Consider the following 19,824-nt stretch of genomic DNA (forward strand, 5'->3'; position numbering starts at 1 on the left):
CGGCCCCTTTGCCGGGAAAATGGCTTGGGGATGAAATCTAGCCCCGGTTGGCACCAAGACTACACGCTTCAGGGGATTGAGGAATTCCGGATGACTACTGTCCATCCGGCTGACTGATTATTCCGAATCCCTATTTTCCTGCCACTTACCCTTGCCGCACAGCGCCCTGTCGCCGCTGCCCATCCTTCTATTGCAGGTCGTCCTTGGGCGGCATCCGGGGCGGCGGCAGCGGCTGGAACACCGACGCCGAGCCCGCCGGCGGCGGCGCGAACACGCCGGTGGTGGAATCCCCGCCCGACGTCTCCAGGATGGTCTTCGGCGTGATGTATTCGCGGACCAGGTCCATGATGGTGCCGTCGCCGCCGCCGAAATCCGCGGCCCGCCCGCCCTGCGGATGCCCGGCCTTGATCTCGTTCTCCGCGGTGTGGGTCTGCTCGGCCAGCGCGTCGCTGTAGGGAATTCGGAAGGCGCGCGGGATCGCGCTCGGCCGGTTGTCCTCGTCGACCTCCTCGACCCAGAGATAGATCGCACCGGGATCGCCCTCCAGCGAATGCGGCTCGACGATCCTCGAGTGCAGCAGCTTGAAGTTGGCCGGCAGCCGCTCGGTCGAGGCCCAGCCGAGCAGTCCGCGCATGCCGCCGAAGCTGACGACATAGAAGGCGCTGGTCACGACGATCGCGATCGCCTTGAACGACCAGTGCAGGCGCGCATAGACCAGCACGACCAGGAGCAGCGCGCCGACCACCGCATAGGCGACCGCGAGCGTGAAGATCACCGACTGAAAGCTATTCACGGCGCAGCACCCTCACCCCGGTCTTCGGATCGACGTCGGCGCCGTTGCGCCAACTGCTGCGGAACGTCTCCAGCAGCGACTTCGGCCGCTGGTCGACATTGATCACCTTGCCCGCGGCGTCGAGACGAAACCGCACCGCGGTCTTCTCATCGCCGGTGTGGTCGAGGGTGAGCTTGTTGTCGAAGATCACCTGCGCCGTCGGATTGAGCTTCTGCACCTTGATCTTGGCCTCGACCGGCTGACCGGTCGTCGCCGCGAAATGCGAGATGTTGACGGTGTATTCGCCGGCGACGATGCCGCGCACGGTGACGATCTCCTCGCGGATCGGCGAGGCGATCTTCTTGCCGTTGACCACGATGAAGTCGTTGGCGCCACCGCGGTCGTCGCGGTCGAGGGTGAGGAAGCCGGCCTCGCGGTGCCGGTACCAGGCGATGTTGCCGGCAGGGTCCTGCACGAACAGGTCGAGATCGTCGGGATGGTTGTCCGGCCAGTCCATCGTGATGATGAACTCCGCCTTGGATTCGATCTTGCCCTCCTTGGAGTCGGGCGACACCGCGAGCAGTGCCAGGAAGAACAGGAAGGCGATCACCTGCAGCGCCTTGAACAGCATGACGCCGAGCGGATCGAACGGCTCCTCGCGCGGATAGAGGCCGAAATCATCCATCATGGCGGCGATCCGAGCGGCGTTCCAAGCCGGCGTTCCAAAGCCGGGGTGACGTGGGTCTCGGTCAGCACCACGGCATCGGAAAACACCCGCTGGGTCGCGGCATCGAGCATGTAGTACTGGATGCGGACCAGGATGGATCCGATCAGCCCGGCCAGCGTCGTGTACATCGCGACGGCCATGCCGTCGCTCATCAGCCCCATCGACGATTTCATCGCGACCTTGTCGGCGGCATCCAGCGTTGCGATCGGCGCCAGCATGATGATGAAGCCGATGATGGTGCCGAGCAGGCCGAGTTTCATCAGCGTGTCGGAGACGAAGGCGCCAAAACCGTTGGAGCCGCGCAGCCGGTCCGCCAGCGTTCGCAGCAGCAGCGTCTGGTCGATCGGGCCTTTTGCTTGGGCTTTGGCCTTCTGCACCAGGCTCTTGATGTGTTCGGTGACGAGGCCGCCTGGCAGGTTGCGTGCATCGCCGGCAAGTGCGCTGGCGCCGTCGGGCGCGGCGAGGATGGCCCGGCAACCGCGCGCCGCCTCGCCTTCCCGCGCGATCGCCCGCGTGCGCCAGAAGCAATGCACGCAGGTGACGATGTAGAGCACGGCGATGACGCTGGAGATGTAGGTGCGGTCGGAACTAACCATCAGGCGGATCAGCCCGTAGCGCCAAAGCAGGAACGCGGCGAAGACCGAAAGGCCGGTGAAGATCATCCAGAGCAACAGGACCCGGCGTTCCGCCGCGTCCGTGCCGGCGGATGCGGCCGCGGCGCTAACCTTGGCATCCATGCTGCGCTAGCTCCCTGTGACGGTTGGTGCTCCCTCGATGTTACACCAGAGCCGGCCGGCGCCGTCCAAAGACATCTGCCCAGGTTTCGTCGGGCAAATTTCCCGATATGCATGGCATGGCCCTGCATGCAATTGGCCCGGAACCACCTTGCTGTTACGCTTCGCCGCCAAAGCGCGAAACTATCGCGCTTTCGCGTCTCCTTTGAGCATGATCTTTTCGGAAAACCGCTTCACACTTTTCCGGATCATGCTCTGGCTCTGGAGTGGATCGCATGCGCCTTGTGCTTCAACTGGTCGCCCGCCTGCTCGTGATCGTCGCGCTGTGCCTTGGCGCAGCCACGATCTGGGCCACGATCGACGCCTATCGCAGCGTCGATCGCGCCACGGAAGCCTCCGCCGATCGCGTCTCGCAGGCCCTCGAGGCGCTGTACTGGCGCGAATTGCTGCTGCGCAGCAGCCGCATGCGCGAGCAACTGCTGCCGGCGCCGGACTGGCGCACCATCGAGACCATGAGCCGGATCGCGCCGGGGATCTGCGTCGAGTTCGAGCCGGCCCGCGCGTTCGAGCAGCCGCTGTGCGGTCAGAGCAAGGGCATCGGCAAGACGCCGCCGCGCTGGTTCGCCGCCGCCGTGCACATGACGCTCGGCGATCACGCCACCGTGGAGCGGCCGATCAGCGCCCGCGCCGCCACCGCGGGAACCGTCCGCGCCCACGCCGATCCGGACGCAGCGGTCGCGCTGGCCTGGCAGCACATCCTGGACAACATCCATGTCGCGCTGCTGATGGCGCTGGCGATCGCGCTGCTCGCCTCGCTCGCAATCGCGCACACGCTCGCGCCGGCGCGCTCGATCGTGACGGCGCTGCGCCGCATGGCCGACGGCCAGTACCGCACGGCGCTGCCGCGCTTTCGCTCCATGGAACTCGCGATGATCGGCCAGGCCGTCAGCGAGCTTGGCGACCGCCTCGCACAGGCCCAGGAGGAACGCGCCGTGCTGACACGGCGCCTGCTCGATATCCGCAGCGACGAGCGCCGCGCGCTCGCCCGCGAGCTGCATGACGAGTTCGGCCAGAACCTCACCGCCATCCTCGCCTTTGCCAATTCGATCGAAGCCACCGCGGGCAAGGTTGAGACCGCGCAGGACGCGCGGATGATCTCGCAGGCGACGCGCCGCATCATGGCCTGCCTGCGCGACACGCTGAACCGGCTGCGCCATCCGCCGGCCGAGGAGCTCGGGCTCGAGGCGAGCCTGGTCGACCTCGTCGACAGCTGGCGATCGCAGGCCGCAACCCAGCCGCTGATCCAGCTCGATCTGCAGGGCGACCTCGCCGGCATCAGCGGCACCGTCGCCGCCACCGCCTACCGCGTCGCGCAGGAATGCCTGACCAATGCGCTGCGCCACGGCGCCGCGCGCGAGATCGTGCTGCGGATCGAAAGGCGGAGCGGCGCGGAGAATGCACTCCTGGTGCGGGTCGAGGATGACGGCGGCGGCGATGCCGCCAAGGTGGCGCAGTCGGCCGGCTTCGGCCTCACCGGGGTCAGCGAGCGCGTCGCAGCGCTCGGCGGCTCGCTGTCGATCGCGCCGGCCCGTCGCGGGCTCAGTGTCGCCGCCACCATTCCACTCGCCGCCTGAGATGACGACCGCAAAGACCCGGGGCATCTCGATCCTCTTGGTGGACGACCATCCCGTCGTCCGCCAGGGCTACCGCCGGGTGCTCGAGCATCAGGATGATTTTCGCGTCGTCGCCGAGGCCGACAACGCGGCCGAGGCCTATCGTGCGTTCAAGGCGCATGCGCCGGACGTGGTGGTGATGGACATCTCGATGCCGGGCGCCAGCGGGCTGGAGGCGATCAGAAACATCCGCGCCCGCGACGCCGACGCCCGCATCCTGGTGTTCAGCATGCACAGCGAGGCGGCACAGGTGAAGGCCGCGTTCGGCGCCGGCGCCAGCGGCTTCGTCACCAAGGGCAGCGAACCCGCCGAGCTGATCCAGGCAATCCGCAGCGTGGCGCGCGGCGAGCACGCCATGAGCGACGACGTCGCCCGGGTGCTGGCGCTGCAGAGCCTGGCGCCGACCAAATCAGCGCTCGACCAGCTCGGCGAGCGCGAGATCGAGATTTTGCGCCAGCTCGCGGCCGGCAGCACCAAGGAGCAGATCGCGGAAAACCTCAACCTCAGCACCAAGACCGTGCAGAACTACCACTATTTGATCAAGGCCAAGACCGGGATGCGCACCGACGCCCAGCTGGTGCGGCTCGCCGTGGAGTGCGGGCTGGCGAATCTGTAGCCGCTGGCCCAGCTCTATCCGCTCCCTCTCCCGCTCTTCGCGGGGAGAGGGTCGGGGTGAGGGCTATCACCGCATAGGCAGTGAGAGCGGGACTCGCGGAGGCTCCCCCTCACCCGGAACATCCCGGATGTCGCTCCGGTCGTCCAAGCTATGCGCCTTCATTCGGAATAGTAGAATAATACCACTGATTTGCCCGACGTGCCAAGTTGCGTCGAACGCCGGCTACTTTGCATGGGGTTGTTTTCCATGTTTTGGCAGGGGCCCCCGGCAGCAAGCTTCGTAGCCCGCTCCTTCGCCCGTCTATATCCACTCCCTCTCCCCGCTCTTCGCGGGGAGAGGGGGAGGGGCCGTCTCCGCGCACACGGCAGGAGTTGGACTCGCGGAGGCTCCCCCTCACCCGGAACGCATCTGGCGATGCGTTCCGGCCTCTCCCCGCAAGCGGGGAGAGGCGAAACGGAGTACGCCGCCCGATCGGATTTTCCTCTCGATTCACCCGGTTTTCCCCCTCCCGGAGCGCCGTTTTGGTGGCCTCGCCCGGCTCGATTTGCTAAAGCACGGCGTAAAAAACAAATCGGCCGGGAGCCGCTTTGGCACTCCCCTGCCCGCCTCGGAGTTATCGATGATCCCCCGCTATACCCGCCCGGAAATGGCCTCCATCTGGGAGCCGCAGACGCGTTTCAAGATCTGGTTCGAGATCGAGGCGCATGCCGCCGACGCGCAGGCCGAGCTGGGGGTGATCCCGAAGGAAGCGGCGAAGACGATCTGGGCCAAGGCCAGGGACGCCACCTTCGATGTGGCGCGGATCGACGAGATCGAGCGCGAGACCAAGCACGACGTGATCGCGTTCCTGACCCACCTTGCCGAAATCGTCGGCCCCGAGGCGCGCTTCGTGCACCAGGGCATGACCTCCTCCGACGTGCTCGACACCACCCTCAACGTCCAGCTCAAGCGCGCCGCCGACCTGTTGCTCGCCGACCTCGACCGGGTGCTGGCGGCGCTGAAGACCCGCGCCTTCGAGCACAAGATGACGCCGACCATCGGCCGTTCCCACGGCATCCATGCCGAGCCGGTCACCTTCGGCCTCAAGCTCGCCTATGCCTATGCCGAGTTCGACCGCGCCCGCGCCCGCCTGGTCGCCGCGCGCGACGAGATCTCGACCTGCGCAATCTCGGGCGCGGTCGGCACCTTCGCCCAGATCGACCCGCGGGTCGAAGCGCACGTCGCCAAGGCGATGGGCCTGCGGCCTGAGCCGGTTTCGACGCAAGTGATCCCGCGCGACCGCCACGCGATGTATTTTGCCACGCTCGGCGTGATCGCCGCTTCGGTCGAGCGGCTCGCCGTAGAAATCCGCCATCTGCAACGCACCGAGGTCCTGGAGGCCGAAGAGTTCTTCTCCGAGGGCCAGAAGGGCTCCTCGGCGATGCCGCACAAGCGCAACCCGGTGCTGTCGGAAAACCTCTCCGGCCTGTCGCGCATGGTCCGCGCCTATGTGACCCCTGCGCTGGAGAATGTCGCGCTCTGGCACGAGCGCGACATCTCGCACTCCTCCGCCGAACGCATGATGGGCCCGGACGCCACCGTCACCCTCGACTTCGCGCTGGTCCGCCTCGCCGGGCTGATCGAGAAGCTATTGGTCTATCCCGCCAACATGCAGAAGAACCTCGACCGCCTCGGCGGCCTGGTGCATTCGCAGCGCGTCCTGATCGCGCTGACCCAGAAGGGCGCCAGCCGCGAGGACGCCTACAAATTCGTGCAGCGCAACGCGATGCCGGTCTGGCGCGGCGAAGGCGACTTCCTGACGCTGTTGAAGAAGGACACCGACGTCAGGAAGTACATGAGCGACGCCGAGCTCGAGGAGCAGTTCGACCTCGGCTATCACTTCAAGCACGTCGACACGATCTTCAAGCGGGTGTTCGGGGAGAGCTGACGTCTCCTCCGTCATTCCGGGGCACCCGAAGGGTGAACCCGGAATCTCGAGATTCCGGGTTCGATGCTTCCGCATCGCCCCGGAATGACCGTTCTCTTTTTCGTGACATCCCGGCCGGTTACGCTACGCTCAGACGCCTTACGAACTCACAAGAAACGGACTCAACTCCCATGCCGATCGTCAACCGTGTTGCCGCCCTCTCGGACGAAATGGCCGCCTGGCGCCATGATTTCCACGAGAATCCTGAACTGCTTTACGAGGTCCACCGCACCGCCGGCATCGTCGCCGACAAGCTGCGCGAGTTCGGCTGCGACGAGGTGGTGACGGGGATCGGGCGCACCGGCGTCGTCGGCGTGATCCGCGGCCGCAAGAACACATCCGGCAGGACCATCGGGCTGCGCGCCGACATGGACGCGCTGCCGATCGAAGAGGCCGCCGATGTGCCCTACGCCTCGAAAATCCCCGGCAAGATGCATGCCTGCGGCCATGACGGCCACACCGCGATGCTGATGGGCGCCGCCAAATATCTCGCCGAGACCCGCAATTTCGACGGCACCGCGATCGTGATCTTCCAGCCCGCCGAGGAAGGCGGCGCCGGCGGCAAGGCGATGGTCGACGACGGGCTGATGACCCGCTGGGGCATTCAGGAGGTCTACGGCCTGCACAACATGCCGGGCCTGCCCGAGGGCCATTTCGCCACCACCCCCGGGCCGATGCTGGCCGCATCCGACAGCGTCGAGATCACCATCCATGGCAAGGGCGGCCATGCCGGCGCCGCCCCGCACCGGGCGGTTGACAGCGTGCTGATCGGCGCCCAGGTGATCAACGCGCTGCAATCGATCGTGGCGCGCAACGTCGATCCGCTGCAGTCGGCGGTGATTTCGATCACCATGTTCCAGGCCGGCACCGCGTTCAACATCATCCCGGAAACGGTCAAGCTCGGCGGCACCGTGCGCACGCTGCATCCCGAGATCCGCGATCTGGTCGAGCGCCGCATCGGCGAGGTCGCCGACAGCATCGCGCGGGCCTATGGCGGCTCGGCCGAGACCAACTACATCCGGCTCTATCCGGCCACCATCAACCATCCGCGCGAGGCCGGCATCGCCGCCGAGGTGGCCCGCGACGTGGTCGGCGCCGACCGGGTCGACGACAAGGCGATCCCGGTGATGGGCGGCGAGGATTTCGCCTTCATGCTGGAAGCGCGCCCCGGCGCCTTCGTGTTCCTCGGCACGGGCGAAGGCCCGATGTGCCACCACCCCGCCTACGTCTTCAATGACAACATCCTCGGCCACGGCGCCTCGTACTGGGTGCGCCTGGTCGAGAAGCAGATGCCGGCGGGCTAGGCGACTGCGCCTTGAGCGTGCTTGTTCGTGCCGACCGCTTGCCGGCGGCACGAACAATCAGAATGGTCGCGCGTTCCTGCTCACCGAACGCCGAGGTGCGTCGCGCCATCGGCCTGGCGCGCGCCGATCATCCGCGCGGCGACGCGGTCACGCCTGACGAAGTGGTGGAACGCCACCGCGACGAGATGCAGCGCGATCAGCGCCAGCAGCACATAGGCAAACAGGATGTGGCGATCCTCATAGGCCTGCGCCGCCGCCTTGTCGGGCGATGTGATCTGCGGCACCTGGAACAGACCGAAGAAGCCGGCATAGTCAGGCGTGTGGGCGCCGGAATGCGCCCAGCCCAGCACAGCCACCAGAATGGTGACGGCATAGAGCGCGCCATGGCTGACACGGGCGGCGATCCGCTGCCAGTGCGGCGTGTCCGCCGGCAGCGCCGGCGTCGGATTGACCGCGCGCCAGATCAGCCGGAGCACGGTGAAGAGCAGCACCAGATAGCCGATGTCGGCATGGATCGAGCGGTGGAAGAAGCGATCCGGCCGCGCTGCCAAGTGGTTCATCCACCAGCCATAGGCGATCATGCCGATGATCGCGGCGCCCAGCCCCCAGTGGAAGGCGCGCGCGAGCCACCCCCAGGCGGTCGAATTGTTTCGCATCATGTCCGGTCTGCCCCTGCGGCCCGCCTGAATTTCACATGTCACGGCAATGGCTTGCCCTGATAGTGACAGCTATCGCCCAAGCCCATATGAAATTCCCCGCGTTCACCGCCTTGTGTGGCCCGGGACACCGGGAAGCCAAAAACAACTGAATGGTAACCCTGGATCGGATAAAGTTTTGCGCGTGGCAGCTCCCCCAACCATCCTCGTGTTCGATTCCGGCCTCGGCGGCCTCACGGTGCTGCGCGAAATCGTCGGCGTCCGGCCCGACGCGCATTATGTCTACGTCGCCGACGACGCGTTCTTTCCCTACGGCCATCATGGCGAGGACGAGATCGTCGCCCGGGTGGTGCCGCTGGTCGGCGAGCTGATCGAAGCCCATGCGCCCGACCTCGTCGTGATCGCCTGCAACACCGCATCGACCATCGTGATGTCGCATCTGCGCGACGCCTACCGCCTGCCCTTCGTCGGCACGGTGCCGGCGATCAAGCCGGCCTGCGCCTCCTCGAAGACGCGGCGCGTCTCGGTGCTCGGCACCCGCGGCACCGTGAAGCGGGAATACACCCGCAAGCTGATTTCGGATTTCGCCCAGGGCTGCGAGGTGACGCTGGTCGGCTCCGGCGAGCTCGCCTCGCTGGCGGAAGCAGCCCTCAGCGGGGAGACCGTGCGCGACGCCGACATCGCGGCCGAGCTCGCGCCCTGCTTCGTCGGCAACGGCGCCGACGATCCCGCCCGTACCGACACCGTCGTGCTTGCCTGCACGCATTATCCGCTGCTGCTCGACCGCCTGACCAGGCTCGCGCCCTGGCCGGTCGACTGGATCGATCCGGCGCCCGCGATCGCCCGCCGCGTCGCCGACCTGCTCGGCCCGCCCGGCACCGAGAGCGACACCGCCGGCGCCGAGATGATCTTCACCTCGAAGCGTCCGCACATGCTGAGCGCGGCGCTGACGCCATTCTTCGGCGGCCGCGTTCCGGCCTGAGCCGGCGTTGCGCCGTCAGAGAACGACCTCAGCAATCAGGCAATGCGCGTGACCGTGGTCTGTTCGAGCAGATAGGTCGCGCCGGTGGTCAGCCGCAGGCGGATGGTCCCGCTGTCCAGCATTTGCCATTCGGCGAACCCGTCCGCGACGAGATTGGCGAGGTGAACCATCACTTCGGCCTTGGCGGGATCGGACTCCATCAGGGCCGCAACCGCATCGCACGTCGTCTCGACACGCACGCGTTTCTCGAGCCGTTTCTTCGGTGCGATGCGAGGATCCATCGTCAGGGAAATTCCTTGTAGCGGCGAGACCCGGACATTGCTTCGACGGGCGAACACTCAGACTTTCTGCGAGGCCTCCCGGTCGAGCAGCGCACGCTTTCGCTCGACGCCCCACGCGTAGCCCGAGACCGAACCATCGGTGCGGATCACGCGGTGGCAGGGAATGGCGACGGCGAGCTTGTTTGCGGCGCAGGCGCCGGCGACCGCGCGCACCGACTTGCAGGAGCCGATGCGTTGCGCGAGCTCGGCATAGGTGACGGTCGCCCCGACCGGAATGTCCCGAAGCGCCTGCCAGACGCGCTGCTGGAAGGCGGTGCCGCGGACATCGAGCGGCAGATCGAGGCCGAGTTCCGGTGCTTCCACGAAGCCGACAACGCGCGCGACGATCGCCTCGTAGTCCCGGTCGGCACCAATCAGGCGGGCGTTCGGGAAGCGGTCCTGCAGCTCGCGGAGCAGCGCCTCGGCATCGTCGCCCAACAGGATCGCGGCGACGCCCTTCGTGCTCGACGCGACCAGAATGGCGCCCAGGCACGTCTGGCCGATCGCGAATTTGATCTCCTCATTGGCGCCACCTGCGCGGTAGTGCGACGGCGTCATGCCGAGCATGCCGGTGGATTTTTCGTAGAAGCGGCCGCTTGAATTGAACCCGGCGTCATAGATCGCCGCGGTGACGCTGTGTCCCGAGGAGAGACTTTCGCGCACCTTGCTGGCGCGGTAGGCCGCGGCATATCCCTTGGGCGTCAGGCCAGTCGCCGCCTTGAACATGCGGTGGAAATAGCTTGGGCTCAGGCAGACCGCGTCAGCCAGCTCTTCGAGCGAGGGCTCTTCTTCGCGCTGCTCGACGAGGCGGCAGGCCTTGACGACAAGTGCGGCGTTCTCGGCCTCGATCGATGGTCCGTCCGGATTGCAGCGCCGGCACGGCCGAAAGCCGGTCGCCTTGGCGCTTGCCAGCGTGTCGTGCAGCTGAACATTCTTAGGGTTCGCGGTGCGCGAAGGACATGACGGCCGGCAGTAGACGCCGGTCGTCGCCACCGAATACCAGAACGCGCCATCCGCCGTCCTGTCGCGGGCGGCAATCCGCGCCCAGCGCGGGTCGGCCGCGACGGAGAGCGGTGTCGTTGTCTCGGGTCTCTTGAGGTTCACGTTCATCGATGTCCGTAGCGGGTGAAGATGTCGTGTTTTTGTAGCTCGTGATCTGTCGCCTTCGTTTTGGAGTTTTGGGCGCCCGCGGAAGGCGTGGACGGGAGCGCCGGGTTTGTCATGCCATGGATAGAGCGGTCTGGTCAGCCGTGCGGGCGGGTTTCTTTGTTCGATTTGAAGCCCGTTTCTCCGTCCCGACCCGCGCTTTCTCGACGGCGGCGCGCGCAGGAGCGGTCAAGGACGCGCGCTTGCGCGCCCGCCAGGGCTTGTCCTTGACGGCTCCGAGCACGCTGCCAGGCTGAGGCGCGTCGGGGCTGATCTGCTGTCCGTTGGCGCTAAACCTCGCCAATCGATGCGGGCCGAGGAACACGCTGACGGTGCCATCGGGATACTCATGCACCCGCACCAGGGCCTTGACGAAGTGAGGCCTCAGGCGGCTCTCCGGCAACTGCAGCCGGCGACCTTTCCATGCGACGGTATTGTCGTTGGCGACGGTTCGCTCCTCGATCACGCACAGCGCCTCGCGCCAGGCCTCGTGGCGGTCGGCAACGAAGGCGGTGCCTTGCTGTTCGGCCTTGATCGCAAATGCGGCGTTGTGTTCGGCGATGTAGTGCGCCTTCAACCACGCATTGGCGGCTTCGACTGTCTTGATCCCGGCGAGCCGCAGCTCCTTTGGCAGGCGGTCCTGCAGCGTGCCAAACAGCCGCTCGGAGCGCCCCCGCGCCTGCGGCGAATAGGCCGCGATATGCTCGATCCCAAGATGCGATAAAGCCCGTCCCACCTGGGTTTGTTGCGTCTTCGAGACCTTCTCGCCAGCCTTCGGGGTAAGGAAATAATGGCTGCCGCGATCGGTGTAGAGCGCACAGAACAAGCCGCGCTCGCCAATCACCTCGCCCAGGGCCAGGAACGTCGAGGCCGTGCCTTCTTCCTCGACCAGCAGCATCGAGTAGACCTCGCTGGTCGCATCGTCCATCGTCACGATCAGGTCCATCGCCGGCAGATCCTCGATCCAGACGTGGCGCGACCCGTCCTGGTGCAGCAGCATCCCCGGCAGCGGCCGGCGTGGGCGCTTCTTACGGTGCGCCGAACGCTTCGGCGCCTTCCGTACCAGGCCCGCCGCCTGCAGGGCGAGCTTCGTCACCGTATAGCCCAGCACATAGTCATGCCGCTTTTGCAACTGCTCGTGGAAGTGCTTCACCGTGAAGTCCGCGTACTTGTCCCGGAACAGTCCCAGCATCCGCTCCAGCTCTTCCTCCGGTGCCCGCCGCGGCGATCGCCGTCCCATGCGCCGGTCCACCAGCCCGATATCGCCCTCCGCTTCATAACGCTCCGCCCAGCGTTGGAAGGTCCGAATACTGATCCCGAGAGACTCCGCAGCAGCCTCCTGCGTCAGCTCCCTCGCCTCCGTCCGTTCCAGCAAATCTGAAAACCGCATCCGTCGTACACCCTCGTGAATGGATGCCGTGCCCATCGTGCCCCCTTTGTCCCGGGGCACCAAAAACACGACACTTCACGAGCTACAAACAGGCGACAGATCACGAGCTACTGACAGGTTCACGTTCATCGATTGCATAGCGCCACAGGATGGCCAACGCTGCCACCCGATTTCCGAACGGCACGGCGAGGCCCGCGAACCGGTGCGAGCCTCGCTTGACGTCGCTATGGACCGATTACGCGGCCTTCAGCAGCCCGAGCTGCGTCAGCGCGGTGACACCATCGTCGAGACCGACTTCCTCGACGATCTTGCCGCCCACGACCTTCAGCACGGTGGTGCCGGTGAAGTGCATCTTGCGCCCGGTCGCGGCCGGCAGGCCGCCGATCAGGAAGTCCGTGAAAGCGGGCCCGGTGTGGGTGCCGCCGCCTTCCCACTGACCGACGACGTAGTCGCCCTCCGCAATCAGATCGGCCGTTCCCCAGAAATTGAGATCGGGGAACGCAGCGCGGAAATCGGTCATGAACGCCCTGATGTCGTCGCGTCCGCGGCGGGGCTCGTGCAGCGAATATTTCAACAGCATGTCGGGCGCGGCGATCTCGTCGATAACACCGAGGTTGACGGACTTGCCCCAAAACTCGGTGAACCAGCGGCCGACCACCGCCTTGTTATCATCTTGCTTGCTCATTCGGATGGCTCCTTGATCAGACTCGTCAAAGATCGCCGGCGTCGCCAGCGACCCGGGAGAGCGTTTACGTCTGAATCCAATCGGCCAAACTCCGGTTCTTGTCGTGGAATTCCAACTCTGTTGTTTCCGCCGAGAAAGTGCTCCAGGTCGGCTTGATGGCAGGATGCAAATTAACGCCATAGAAATCCAATATCGTGTGCCGTAGCCTTTCGTGTGGTGAGGGATGCAATGCGCCGGTCCTCGACGCTCAACCGCCGTTCGTTCATCAAGGCCGCAGGTGGTTTCGTCGGCGGGACGGCCGCGGCCGGCGGTTTGCTGTCGCTTGGCCCGTCCATGAGGGCGCGTTCGCAGCCCAAGACACCAGCACCCGAGCCGCTCATCCAGCCACCGGAGATATCCAGCGCTAACGGCATGCTGGATACAGCGATTGCGGCAGCGCCCGGGCAGGTGCAGCTCGGCGATCGCGCGTTTGCCGGACTGCTGTACAACGGCGCCTATGTGCCGCCGATACTACGCGTGCGCTTGGGAGACACGTTGCGGACTACCTTCCGCAACAATTTGACCTCCGGACTTGATCGTCCCGGCTATGTAGGCCCTATTTGTACCGGTTCCGGCACCGCGTCGAACCTGCACTTTCACGGCATGAGCGTGTCGCCACAAGGCAATAGCGATAACGTATTCGTTCATGTTCAGCCCGGCGAAACATTCGAATACCGGGTAAGCATCCCCGCGGCCGGCCGCCAAGGTCCGGGCTTGTTCTGGTACCACCCCCATGCACACGGCTTCGTCGACGATCAAATCCTTGGCGGCATGTCGGGCGCTCTGGTCGTCGATGGTATCGATCAACTTTTCCCGCTGCTGCACGGATTGCCGGAACGCTTTTTTCTGATCAAGCACGTCAAGTTTGACGATGAACACGAGCTGGTTTCGATCAATGGTCAGATCAATCCCGCCGTCGCCATGCGCCCCGGCGAAATGCAATTTTGGCGTATCGCGCACATCGGAGCGTCGGATTTCTACAAATTTCGTGTCGAGGGCGTACCGCTATACGTCGTAGCAACCGATGGGCATGCGTTGTCGCAGCCGCGCAAGGTGACAGAGTTCTTTATCGGCCCCGGCGAGCGGATCGATGCCATTGCGGTCGGCCCGCCGCCGGGAGAATACCCGATGCGAACGATTTCCTTTCAGAACGAGGCCTGGCGGCCGCCGGAGCCGGAGCGGCAATTGGCGGTCATCCACTCCAGCGGTTTGTCGCCGGGTGCGTCGCCCGAGGATGAAATCTTGCGCCAACGAGCTGTCGGCTCGCAATGGATAGACGACGTTCGCGCCGCGCCGATTGCCCGGCGTCGAACGCTATCCTATTCGCGCACCGCCGACCGCAAGGTATTCATGATTGGCGGCCGCGTCGTCGACGAGGCGCGCATCGACCAAACCGTCAAGCTTGGCGATACGGAAGAGTGGACGGTGGTCAACACGGATCAGCAGTATCACAGCTTTCACATTCACCAGACGCCCTTCCTGGTGACGGAGGTCGGCGGTGCTCCCTGGAACGATGATAGTCTGCGCGACACTTTTTCAGTGCCGCCGGCAACCGACCGCGGGCCAGGCATGCTCAAGGTGGTTATCCCGTTCACTGATCCCACAATCGTCGGCCGGTTCGTCTACCATTGTCACGCGGTCGATCACGAAGACAAGGGGATGATGGGCGTCATCGAAGTCGTCACTTGAATACGCCCGGGTGACCGACACAGTTTCCGCAAGGGCCGTCGATCACGGCGAACAGACAACTGTCTGCTTTGCGCCTGCAAGGCGAATGTCTATGAATACACGCCCCAGCTTGCTTTCGCCCATCGAGGGAGGACCGCCTTGACATCAGCACCGCTGACGCCGCTCAACCGCTTGCGACAAGCTTGGCGCGAGAAGCGCCCGACCTTCGGCGCGATCGCGACCATTCCGAGCATCCAGACCGTGCAGATCATGGCGCAGTCGCTGGACTGGATCATCGTCGACCTCGAGCACGGCCCGATCGATCTTGGCACCGCGCATGCGATGATCGTGGCGACCTCAGGCACGCCCTGCGTGCCGATGGTGCGGATCGCCGCCAACGAGCCGCATCTGGCCAAGGCGCCGATGGACATCGGCGCGCTCGGCATCAACTTTCCGATGATCTGCAACGCCGCCGACGCCGCGAAGGCGGTGCGCAGCGTGCGCTATCCGCCGAACGGCGAGCGGCTGTGGGGCCCGTTCCATGCCCCGTTCCGCTGGGGCGTCTCGATGAACGATTACATGGCGACCGCCGATGACGACATGATCTGCATGATCACGATCGAGCATGTCGAGGCGGTCGAGCGCATCGACGAGATCATGGCGACACCCGGCATCGACCTTGCGGTGATCGGCCCCGGCGACCTCGCCACCTCGATCAACAAGCGCGGCCTGCCCGACGATCCCGAGGTGGTCGCACTGATGCAGCGCGCCGAGCAAGGCATCATGCAAAGCGGCGTGCCGATCGGCGGCGTCGCGCGTACCGCCGAGCAGGCCAATGCGATGATCGAGCGCGGCTACGCGGCGCTGGCGCTCGGCTTCGACTGGTCGCTGTTCCAGCGCGGGATTGCCGCGGCGTTTGCCGGGATCAGGCGGTGAGCCGCCAATATGCAGTTTGTGCCAATCCCGGTCGGCATCGCTTTCTCTGAAAAACAAGCGAAAATCGGCGAGGTAGCCGTAACGAACATCCGCCATCCGAATTAGCACAATGAGGACAGGTTGCCGCAGGGAACAAGATGGGGCAGATTTCTGCCGTGGAACCAATAGAATAATCGCGTTTCCGTAACGGGGCATGCAGATGATGGGCGAACATCTGTCGGTCAGCACCAGCAAACTTGAGGGCTTTGAGGGGCTTCATCAGGCCGTCAAGGGCTCGCATGTCGACGTCATGCAGCTCGAGCGCGGACGGCTGCGCGGCACCCTCTCGCATGTCGGCATCGGCGATTTCTCGCTCAGCATCGGCGCCTTCAATGTCGGCGTCCGTACCCAGCGCATCTCGACCGAGGAGAAGCTGATCGTTGGCATGCTGCTCAGTGCCAGAGAGCGCGTCACGCACTGGGCCTTCGACATGCAGCCGGCGGACGTTCTCGTCATCCCGCCCTCCGTCGAACATGACGGGGTTTTTCACAGCGCCTCGTCCTATGCGGCGATCCGTCTCGATCTGGCCGACCTCCCCGGCGTGTTCGGTGGCGAGCCCCGGCTTGCCGATCCGGAAGCCTGGCTGGAGAAGCGCCACTATCGCGCGGACGACGCCATCGGCATGGCAGGCGCGCGAAAGCTGCAGCAGATCGTCGCGCACCTTGCGCGGCAGCCCGGCGCGCTGTCGGAGGCGTCGGCCGAATTCTGGAAGCGTGCGATCGTCGATTGCATGACCGAGCCGGTCGCAGCTTCGCTGCCCCGCGACGATTCCGGCTATCTGCCGTCTGCCATGAAGCTGGTGCGCAACATCGAGGAATATCTGGAGGCGGCGGGATCCCGCCCGGTCCATGTCTCGGAAATCTGCTCCGCCTTCGCTGTCTCGCGGCGAAGTCTGCACCGCGCGTTCCACGAAGTGTTCGGCATCGGGCCGGTTACGTTCCTCCGCCACAAGCGGCTTTGCGCGATCCATTCCATCTTGCGCCAAAGCAGGCCCAAGCAGACCACGGTTTCCGAGGTGGCGCTCGAGCAGGGCTTTATCGAGCTCGGGCGTTTCGCGCAGTATTACCGCGCGATGTTCGGCGAGTATCCGTCGCAGACGCTGAGCGGAACGAGCTAGACCGGCCCAGCGATGGATGCCCGGCCGCTCGCCAATACCGGCGGTAAGCGCCGGTTTTTTGCCCGATTGCCGTGCGATCCGACCACGAGCTGACGTTTGGCCGGCCACAAGCGACGGCTCCTAGCCTCCGAAAGGGCAAAAACGACCATTTTGGTGCCAAATCGGCCCAAAATGCCCTGTCTTTTGTTTGACAGGACGGCGGTTTCTCCTTAAGACCTCCCCTGCTCGCGGGCCGGTTTCGGCCCGCGAAGCGTTTCGCGACCCGTGGTTCGTCCTCGAGCTTTCGAGGCGGATCTGTCGGTACAGGCCCTTGGGCCGGTACACAGGAGGGCGCGTCTCCTCAAACCTGAAACTAACAAAACGCCGGCGCCTTGCGCGACGGCTATGCAAAGAGGACCGCGATGACAAAGCGCAGTGAGGCGAAGTACAAGATCGATCGCCGCATGGGCCAGAATATCTGGGGCCGCCCGAAGAGCCCTGTGAACCGCAGGGAATACGGCCCCGGCCAGCACGGCCAGCGCCGCAAGGGCAAGCTCTCCGACTTCGGCGTGCAGCTCCGCGCCAAGCAGAAGCTCAAGGGCTACTACGCCAACATTTCCGAGCGCCAGTTCCACGGCATCTATGTCGAGGCCAGCCGCCTCAAGGGCGACACCGGCGAGAACCTGATCGGCCTCCTGGAGCGCCGTCTCGACACCGTGGTCTATCGCTCGAAGTTCGTCTCGACGATGTTCGCCGCGCGCCAGTTCATCAACCACGGCCACGTCAAGGTGAACGGCCGCAAGGTCAACATCGGCAGCTACATGCTGAAGGTCGGCGACACCATCGAGGTCAAGGAATCCTCCAAGCAGCTCACCCCGGTGCTGGAAGCAACCCAGCTGCCCGAGCGCGACGTGCCTGACTTCATCGAGGTCGATCACTCCAAGATGACCGCGAAGTTCGCGCGCATCCCCGGCCTCTCCGACGTGCCGTTCCCGGTGCAGATGGAGCCGCATCTGATCGTCGAATTCTATTCGCGCTGATCATCTCAGCGATGCGAAATACGAAAGGCCCCGGTTTTGCCGGGGCCTTTTTGTTTGGCTAGGATCGGTGGTCAAACACGGATGTCATTCCGGGGCACGCGGAGCGTGAACCGGAATCTCGAGATTCCGGGTCTGGTCCTTCGGACCATCCCGGAATGACACTGGAGAGAATGCCACATGCACTACACCCCTGCCCCGCCCGACCCCAAGGCTCCGCCCGTCCGCATCAACCTGTTGTCGGACACGCAAACCAAGCCCACACCAGCAATGCGCGAGGCGATGGCGAAGGCCGAGGTCGGCGACGAGCAGGTCGGCGACGATCCGACCACCAATGAGCTCAACGCCCGCGTTGCCGACCTGCTCGGCAAGGAAGCGGCGGTGTTCATGCCGTCGGGCACGATGTGCAACGTCGCGGCCACGCTGGCCTATTGCCGCCCCGGCGACGAGATTTTGGCGCATGCGACCGCGCACATCATCGCGCGCGAGGGCGGCGCCCATGCCGCGCTCGGCGGCTTCCAGATCACGCCGCTGCCGGGCGATGACGGCCAGTTCGCGCCGGAGACGTTCCGCGCCGCGCTGCATCCGCGCACCCGCTACCAGCCGCCGCAGGTGCTGGTCAGCGTCGAGCAGACCGCCAATATCGGCGGCGGCACGATCTGGAAGAAGGCGGCGCTCGACGAGATCGTGCGCATCGCAAAAGCCCACGGTCTCGCCACCCACATGGACGGCGCGCGCCTCTTGAACGCCACCGTCGCCTCGGGCATCTCGCCGCGCGACATGACGGCCGGCTGGGATTCGGCCTGGATCGATTTCTCCAAGGGGCTCGGCGCGCCGATCGGCGGCGCGATTGCCGGCAGCCGCGCCTTCATCGACGACGTCTGGCGCTGGAAGCAGCGGCTCGGCGGCTCGATGCGGCAATCCGGCGTCGCGGCCGCCGCCTGCATCCACGCGCTCGATCATCACGTCGAGCGCCTTGCCGACGACCACGCCAATGCGCGGGCTCTGGCGCGCGGACTGTCGCAGATCAACGGCATCGAGGTGCAGGCGCCCGAGACCAACCTGGTGTTCTTCAAGCCTGACGGGGCCGGTGTCGCCGGCGACAGGATGGTCGCTGAGCTACGCAAGCGCGGCGTGATGCTGGCGATGATGGACGGAAGGATCAGGGCCTGCACCCATCTCGACGTGACTGCTGCAATGATCGACGAGGCGATCGGCCACGTCAGGGACATCGTGCGCGCGGCGTAGCTCCGTGGCCCGGATGGAGCGCAGCGAAATCCGGGCTACGAAACTGGCGGAACGGCCATCCTTACCGCTTCGTGGAATACGTGTCGTGCAGCAACCGCTGCTCATCCGCGTATGTTTGCAGCGCTTCGTTCTGCATTTCGTTCAGGTTCTTGAACGTAATCGCAACTTCCTTCCGACTGACCCGCTCGCGGCTGAATTCTCGCTTGTTGAGCGTCGCCTCGACATGCTCCGCGAACATGGGGACGCGCAGTTCCTCAGACGTCCGATTGATCGCGGACTCCTGCTTCGGATCGGCGCCGCAATCCGGAACGACACGGACCTTGTCGGGCCCGACGTCCGTGATCGCAACGTCGCATGTGATGAGCGGCGCCTTGCTTGCATATTTCATGTTGAGCATGACGCCCTTGCTCGAGCGACCGGTGCTCCAGATCTCGATCTGCCCGCTCTTGTCGCGCCTTGGAAGCGTGGTCTTCGCAGCCACCAGCATGGTCTGGGCCTGCTGCCTGGAATAGGGATAAACAGTGGGATCGGAGTTCGACGTGTCGTAGACGACATAGCCGCCGGCCAGACCTAAAGCGCCCAGCGTAGAAATGAGCCTGGCGTCCATATGACACCTCCGAATGGGGATTCGGGCCATCATCGGACGAATACCGTTTGCAATCTGTTAGCGAGTAAGTCTGCCCCACAACCTTTGTTAATATTCGGCCAATGCCATCGCGACCCGGATCGATTTCATCCGCTGAGACTGGGGCTTAGCAGCATCGCCTGGCAATGAAAGCTTAAATCATCC

19 protein-coding genes are annotated in these 19,824 nt (G+C 65.1%); 10 read left to right on the forward strand and 9 right to left on the reverse strand.

Features of this window, described 5'->3' with window-relative positions:
- Positions 1-187 precede the first annotated feature (187 nt).
- Genes XH93_RS27595 through XH93_RS27605 form a run of 3 tightly spaced genes read right to left on the reverse strand, consistent with a single transcriptional unit; the run spans position 188 to position 2,236 of the window.
- Positions 188-793, reverse strand: a complete 606-nt coding sequence (locus tag XH93_RS27595) for a hypothetical protein (RefSeq protein WP_139859849.1) — start codon at positions 791-793, stop codon at positions 188-190.
- Positions 786-1,460: a hypothetical protein gene (locus tag XH93_RS27600; RefSeq protein ID WP_139484665.1), complete on the reverse strand. Its 675-nt coding sequence runs from the start codon at positions 1,458-1,460 to the stop codon at positions 786-788. Before XH93_RS27600 ends, XH93_RS27595 begins: the two co-directional genes overlap by 8 nt.
- Positions 1,457-2,236: a MotA/TolQ/ExbB proton channel family protein gene (locus tag XH93_RS27605; protein WP_194469904.1), complete on the reverse strand. Its 780-nt coding sequence runs from the start codon at positions 2,234-2,236 to the stop codon at positions 1,457-1,459. Before XH93_RS27605 ends, XH93_RS27600 begins: the two co-directional genes overlap by 4 nt.
- 272 nt (positions 2,237-2,508) lie before the next feature.
- Between XH93_RS27605 and XH93_RS27610 the strand changes: the two genes are divergently transcribed.
- The 4 genes from XH93_RS27610 (at position 2,509) to XH93_RS27625 (ending at position 7,792) form a co-directional block, all read left to right on the forward strand.
- Positions 2,509-3,867: a histidine kinase gene (locus XH93_RS27610; RefSeq protein ID WP_194469905.1), complete on the forward strand. Its 1,359-nt coding sequence runs from the start codon at positions 2,509-2,511 to the stop codon at positions 3,865-3,867.
- A 1-nt stretch (position 3,868) separates the two neighbouring features.
- Complete coding sequence (locus tag XH93_RS27615; protein WP_194469906.1) at positions 3,869-4,522, forward strand: response regulator transcription factor; 654 nt, start codon at positions 3,869-3,871, stop codon at positions 4,520-4,522.
- 619 nt (positions 4,523-5,141) lie between these two features.
- Positions 5,142-6,449, forward strand: a complete 1,308-nt coding sequence (gene purB / locus XH93_RS27620; protein WP_194469907.1) for an adenylosuccinate lyase — start codon at positions 5,142-5,144, stop codon at positions 6,447-6,449.
- A gap of 170 nt (positions 6,450-6,619) precedes the next feature.
- Positions 6,620-7,792, forward strand: a complete 1,173-nt coding sequence (locus XH93_RS27625; protein ID WP_194469908.1) for a M20 aminoacylase family protein — start codon at positions 6,620-6,622, stop codon at positions 7,790-7,792.
- An 80-nt stretch (positions 7,793-7,872) separates the two neighbouring features.
- Here the strand turns inward: XH93_RS27625 and XH93_RS27630 are convergent, their stop codons facing one another.
- Entirely contained in the window at positions 7,873-8,451 is a 579-nt protein-coding gene (locus XH93_RS27630) for a cytochrome b (RefSeq protein ID WP_194469909.1), read from the reverse strand.
- Positions 8,452-8,632: 181 nt separating this feature from the next.
- On the opposite strand from XH93_RS27630, the gene murI reads away from it, so the two are divergent.
- A complete protein-coding gene (gene murI, locus XH93_RS27635) occupies positions 8,633-9,430 on the forward strand; it encodes a glutamate racemase (protein ID WP_194469910.1) in 798 nt (265 codons plus the stop codon).
- A 35-nt stretch (positions 9,431-9,465) separates the two neighbouring features.
- Here the strand turns inward: murI and XH93_RS27640 are convergent, their stop codons facing one another.
- The 4 genes from XH93_RS27640 to XH93_RS27655 all read right to left on the reverse strand — a co-directional run bounded on the left by XH93_RS27640 (position 9,466) and on the right by XH93_RS27655 (position 12,971).
- Positions 9,466-9,669, reverse strand: a complete 204-nt coding sequence (locus tag XH93_RS27640) for a hypothetical protein (protein ID WP_194469911.1) — start codon at positions 9,667-9,669, stop codon at positions 9,466-9,468.
- Positions 9,670-9,768: 99 nt separating this feature from the next.
- Positions 9,769-10,860: a bifunctional DNA-binding transcriptional regulator/O6-methylguanine-DNA methyltransferase Ada gene (gene ada, locus XH93_RS27645; RefSeq protein ID WP_194469912.1), complete on the reverse strand. Its 1,092-nt coding sequence runs from the start codon at positions 10,858-10,860 to the stop codon at positions 9,769-9,771.
- 109 nt (positions 10,861-10,969) lie between these two features.
- Positions 10,970-12,322 (reverse strand): ISNCY family transposase, encoded by a 1,353-nt coding sequence (locus tag XH93_RS27650; RefSeq protein ID WP_194469913.1) that lies wholly within the window; start codon positions 12,320-12,322, stop codon positions 10,970-10,972.
- A gap of 199 nt (positions 12,323-12,521) precedes the next feature.
- Entirely contained in the window at positions 12,522-12,971 is a 450-nt protein-coding gene (locus tag XH93_RS27655) for an ester cyclase (RefSeq protein WP_194469914.1), read from the reverse strand.
- Positions 12,972-13,199: 228 nt separating this feature from the next.
- Between XH93_RS27655 and XH93_RS27660 the strand changes: the two genes are divergently transcribed.
- The 5 genes from XH93_RS27660 (at position 13,200) to XH93_RS27680 (ending at position 19,034) form a co-directional block, all read left to right on the forward strand.
- Positions 13,200-14,699, forward strand: a complete 1,500-nt coding sequence (locus tag XH93_RS27660) for a multicopper oxidase family protein (RefSeq protein WP_246799313.1) — start codon at positions 13,200-13,202, stop codon at positions 14,697-14,699.
- Positions 14,700-14,837: 138 nt separating this feature from the next.
- Positions 14,838-15,614: an HpcH/HpaI aldolase/citrate lyase family protein gene (locus tag XH93_RS27665; protein WP_194469916.1), complete on the forward strand. Its 777-nt coding sequence runs from the start codon at positions 14,838-14,840 to the stop codon at positions 15,612-15,614.
- 202 nt (positions 15,615-15,816) lie between these two features.
- On the forward strand, positions 15,817-16,770 hold the full coding sequence (locus XH93_RS27670) for a helix-turn-helix domain-containing protein (RefSeq protein WP_194475353.1): 954 nt from the start codon (positions 15,817-15,819) through the stop codon (positions 16,768-16,770).
- 401 nt (positions 16,771-17,171) lie between these two features.
- Positions 17,172-17,789 (forward strand): 30S ribosomal protein S4, encoded by a 618-nt coding sequence (gene rpsD, locus XH93_RS27675; protein ID WP_139484650.1) that lies wholly within the window; start codon positions 17,172-17,174, stop codon positions 17,787-17,789.
- A 177-nt stretch (positions 17,790-17,966) separates the two neighbouring features.
- Positions 17,967-19,034, forward strand: coding sequence for a low specificity L-threonine aldolase (locus XH93_RS27680; protein WP_194469917.1), 1,068 nt, complete (start codon positions 17,967-17,969; stop codon positions 19,032-19,034).
- Positions 19,035-19,095: 61 nt separating this feature from the next.
- Here XH93_RS27680 and XH93_RS27685 read toward each other — a convergent pair whose 3' ends face one another.
- A complete protein-coding gene (locus XH93_RS27685; RefSeq protein WP_139484648.1) occupies positions 19,096-19,641 on the reverse strand; it encodes a hypothetical protein in 546 nt (181 codons plus the stop codon).
- Between the last annotated feature and the right edge of the window lie 183 nt (positions 19,642-19,824).

Source organism: Bradyrhizobium sp. CCBAU 51753 (genome assembly GCF_015291565.1).
Classification (GTDB): domain Bacteria; phylum Pseudomonadota; class Alphaproteobacteria; order Rhizobiales; family Xanthobacteraceae; genus Bradyrhizobium; species Bradyrhizobium ivorense.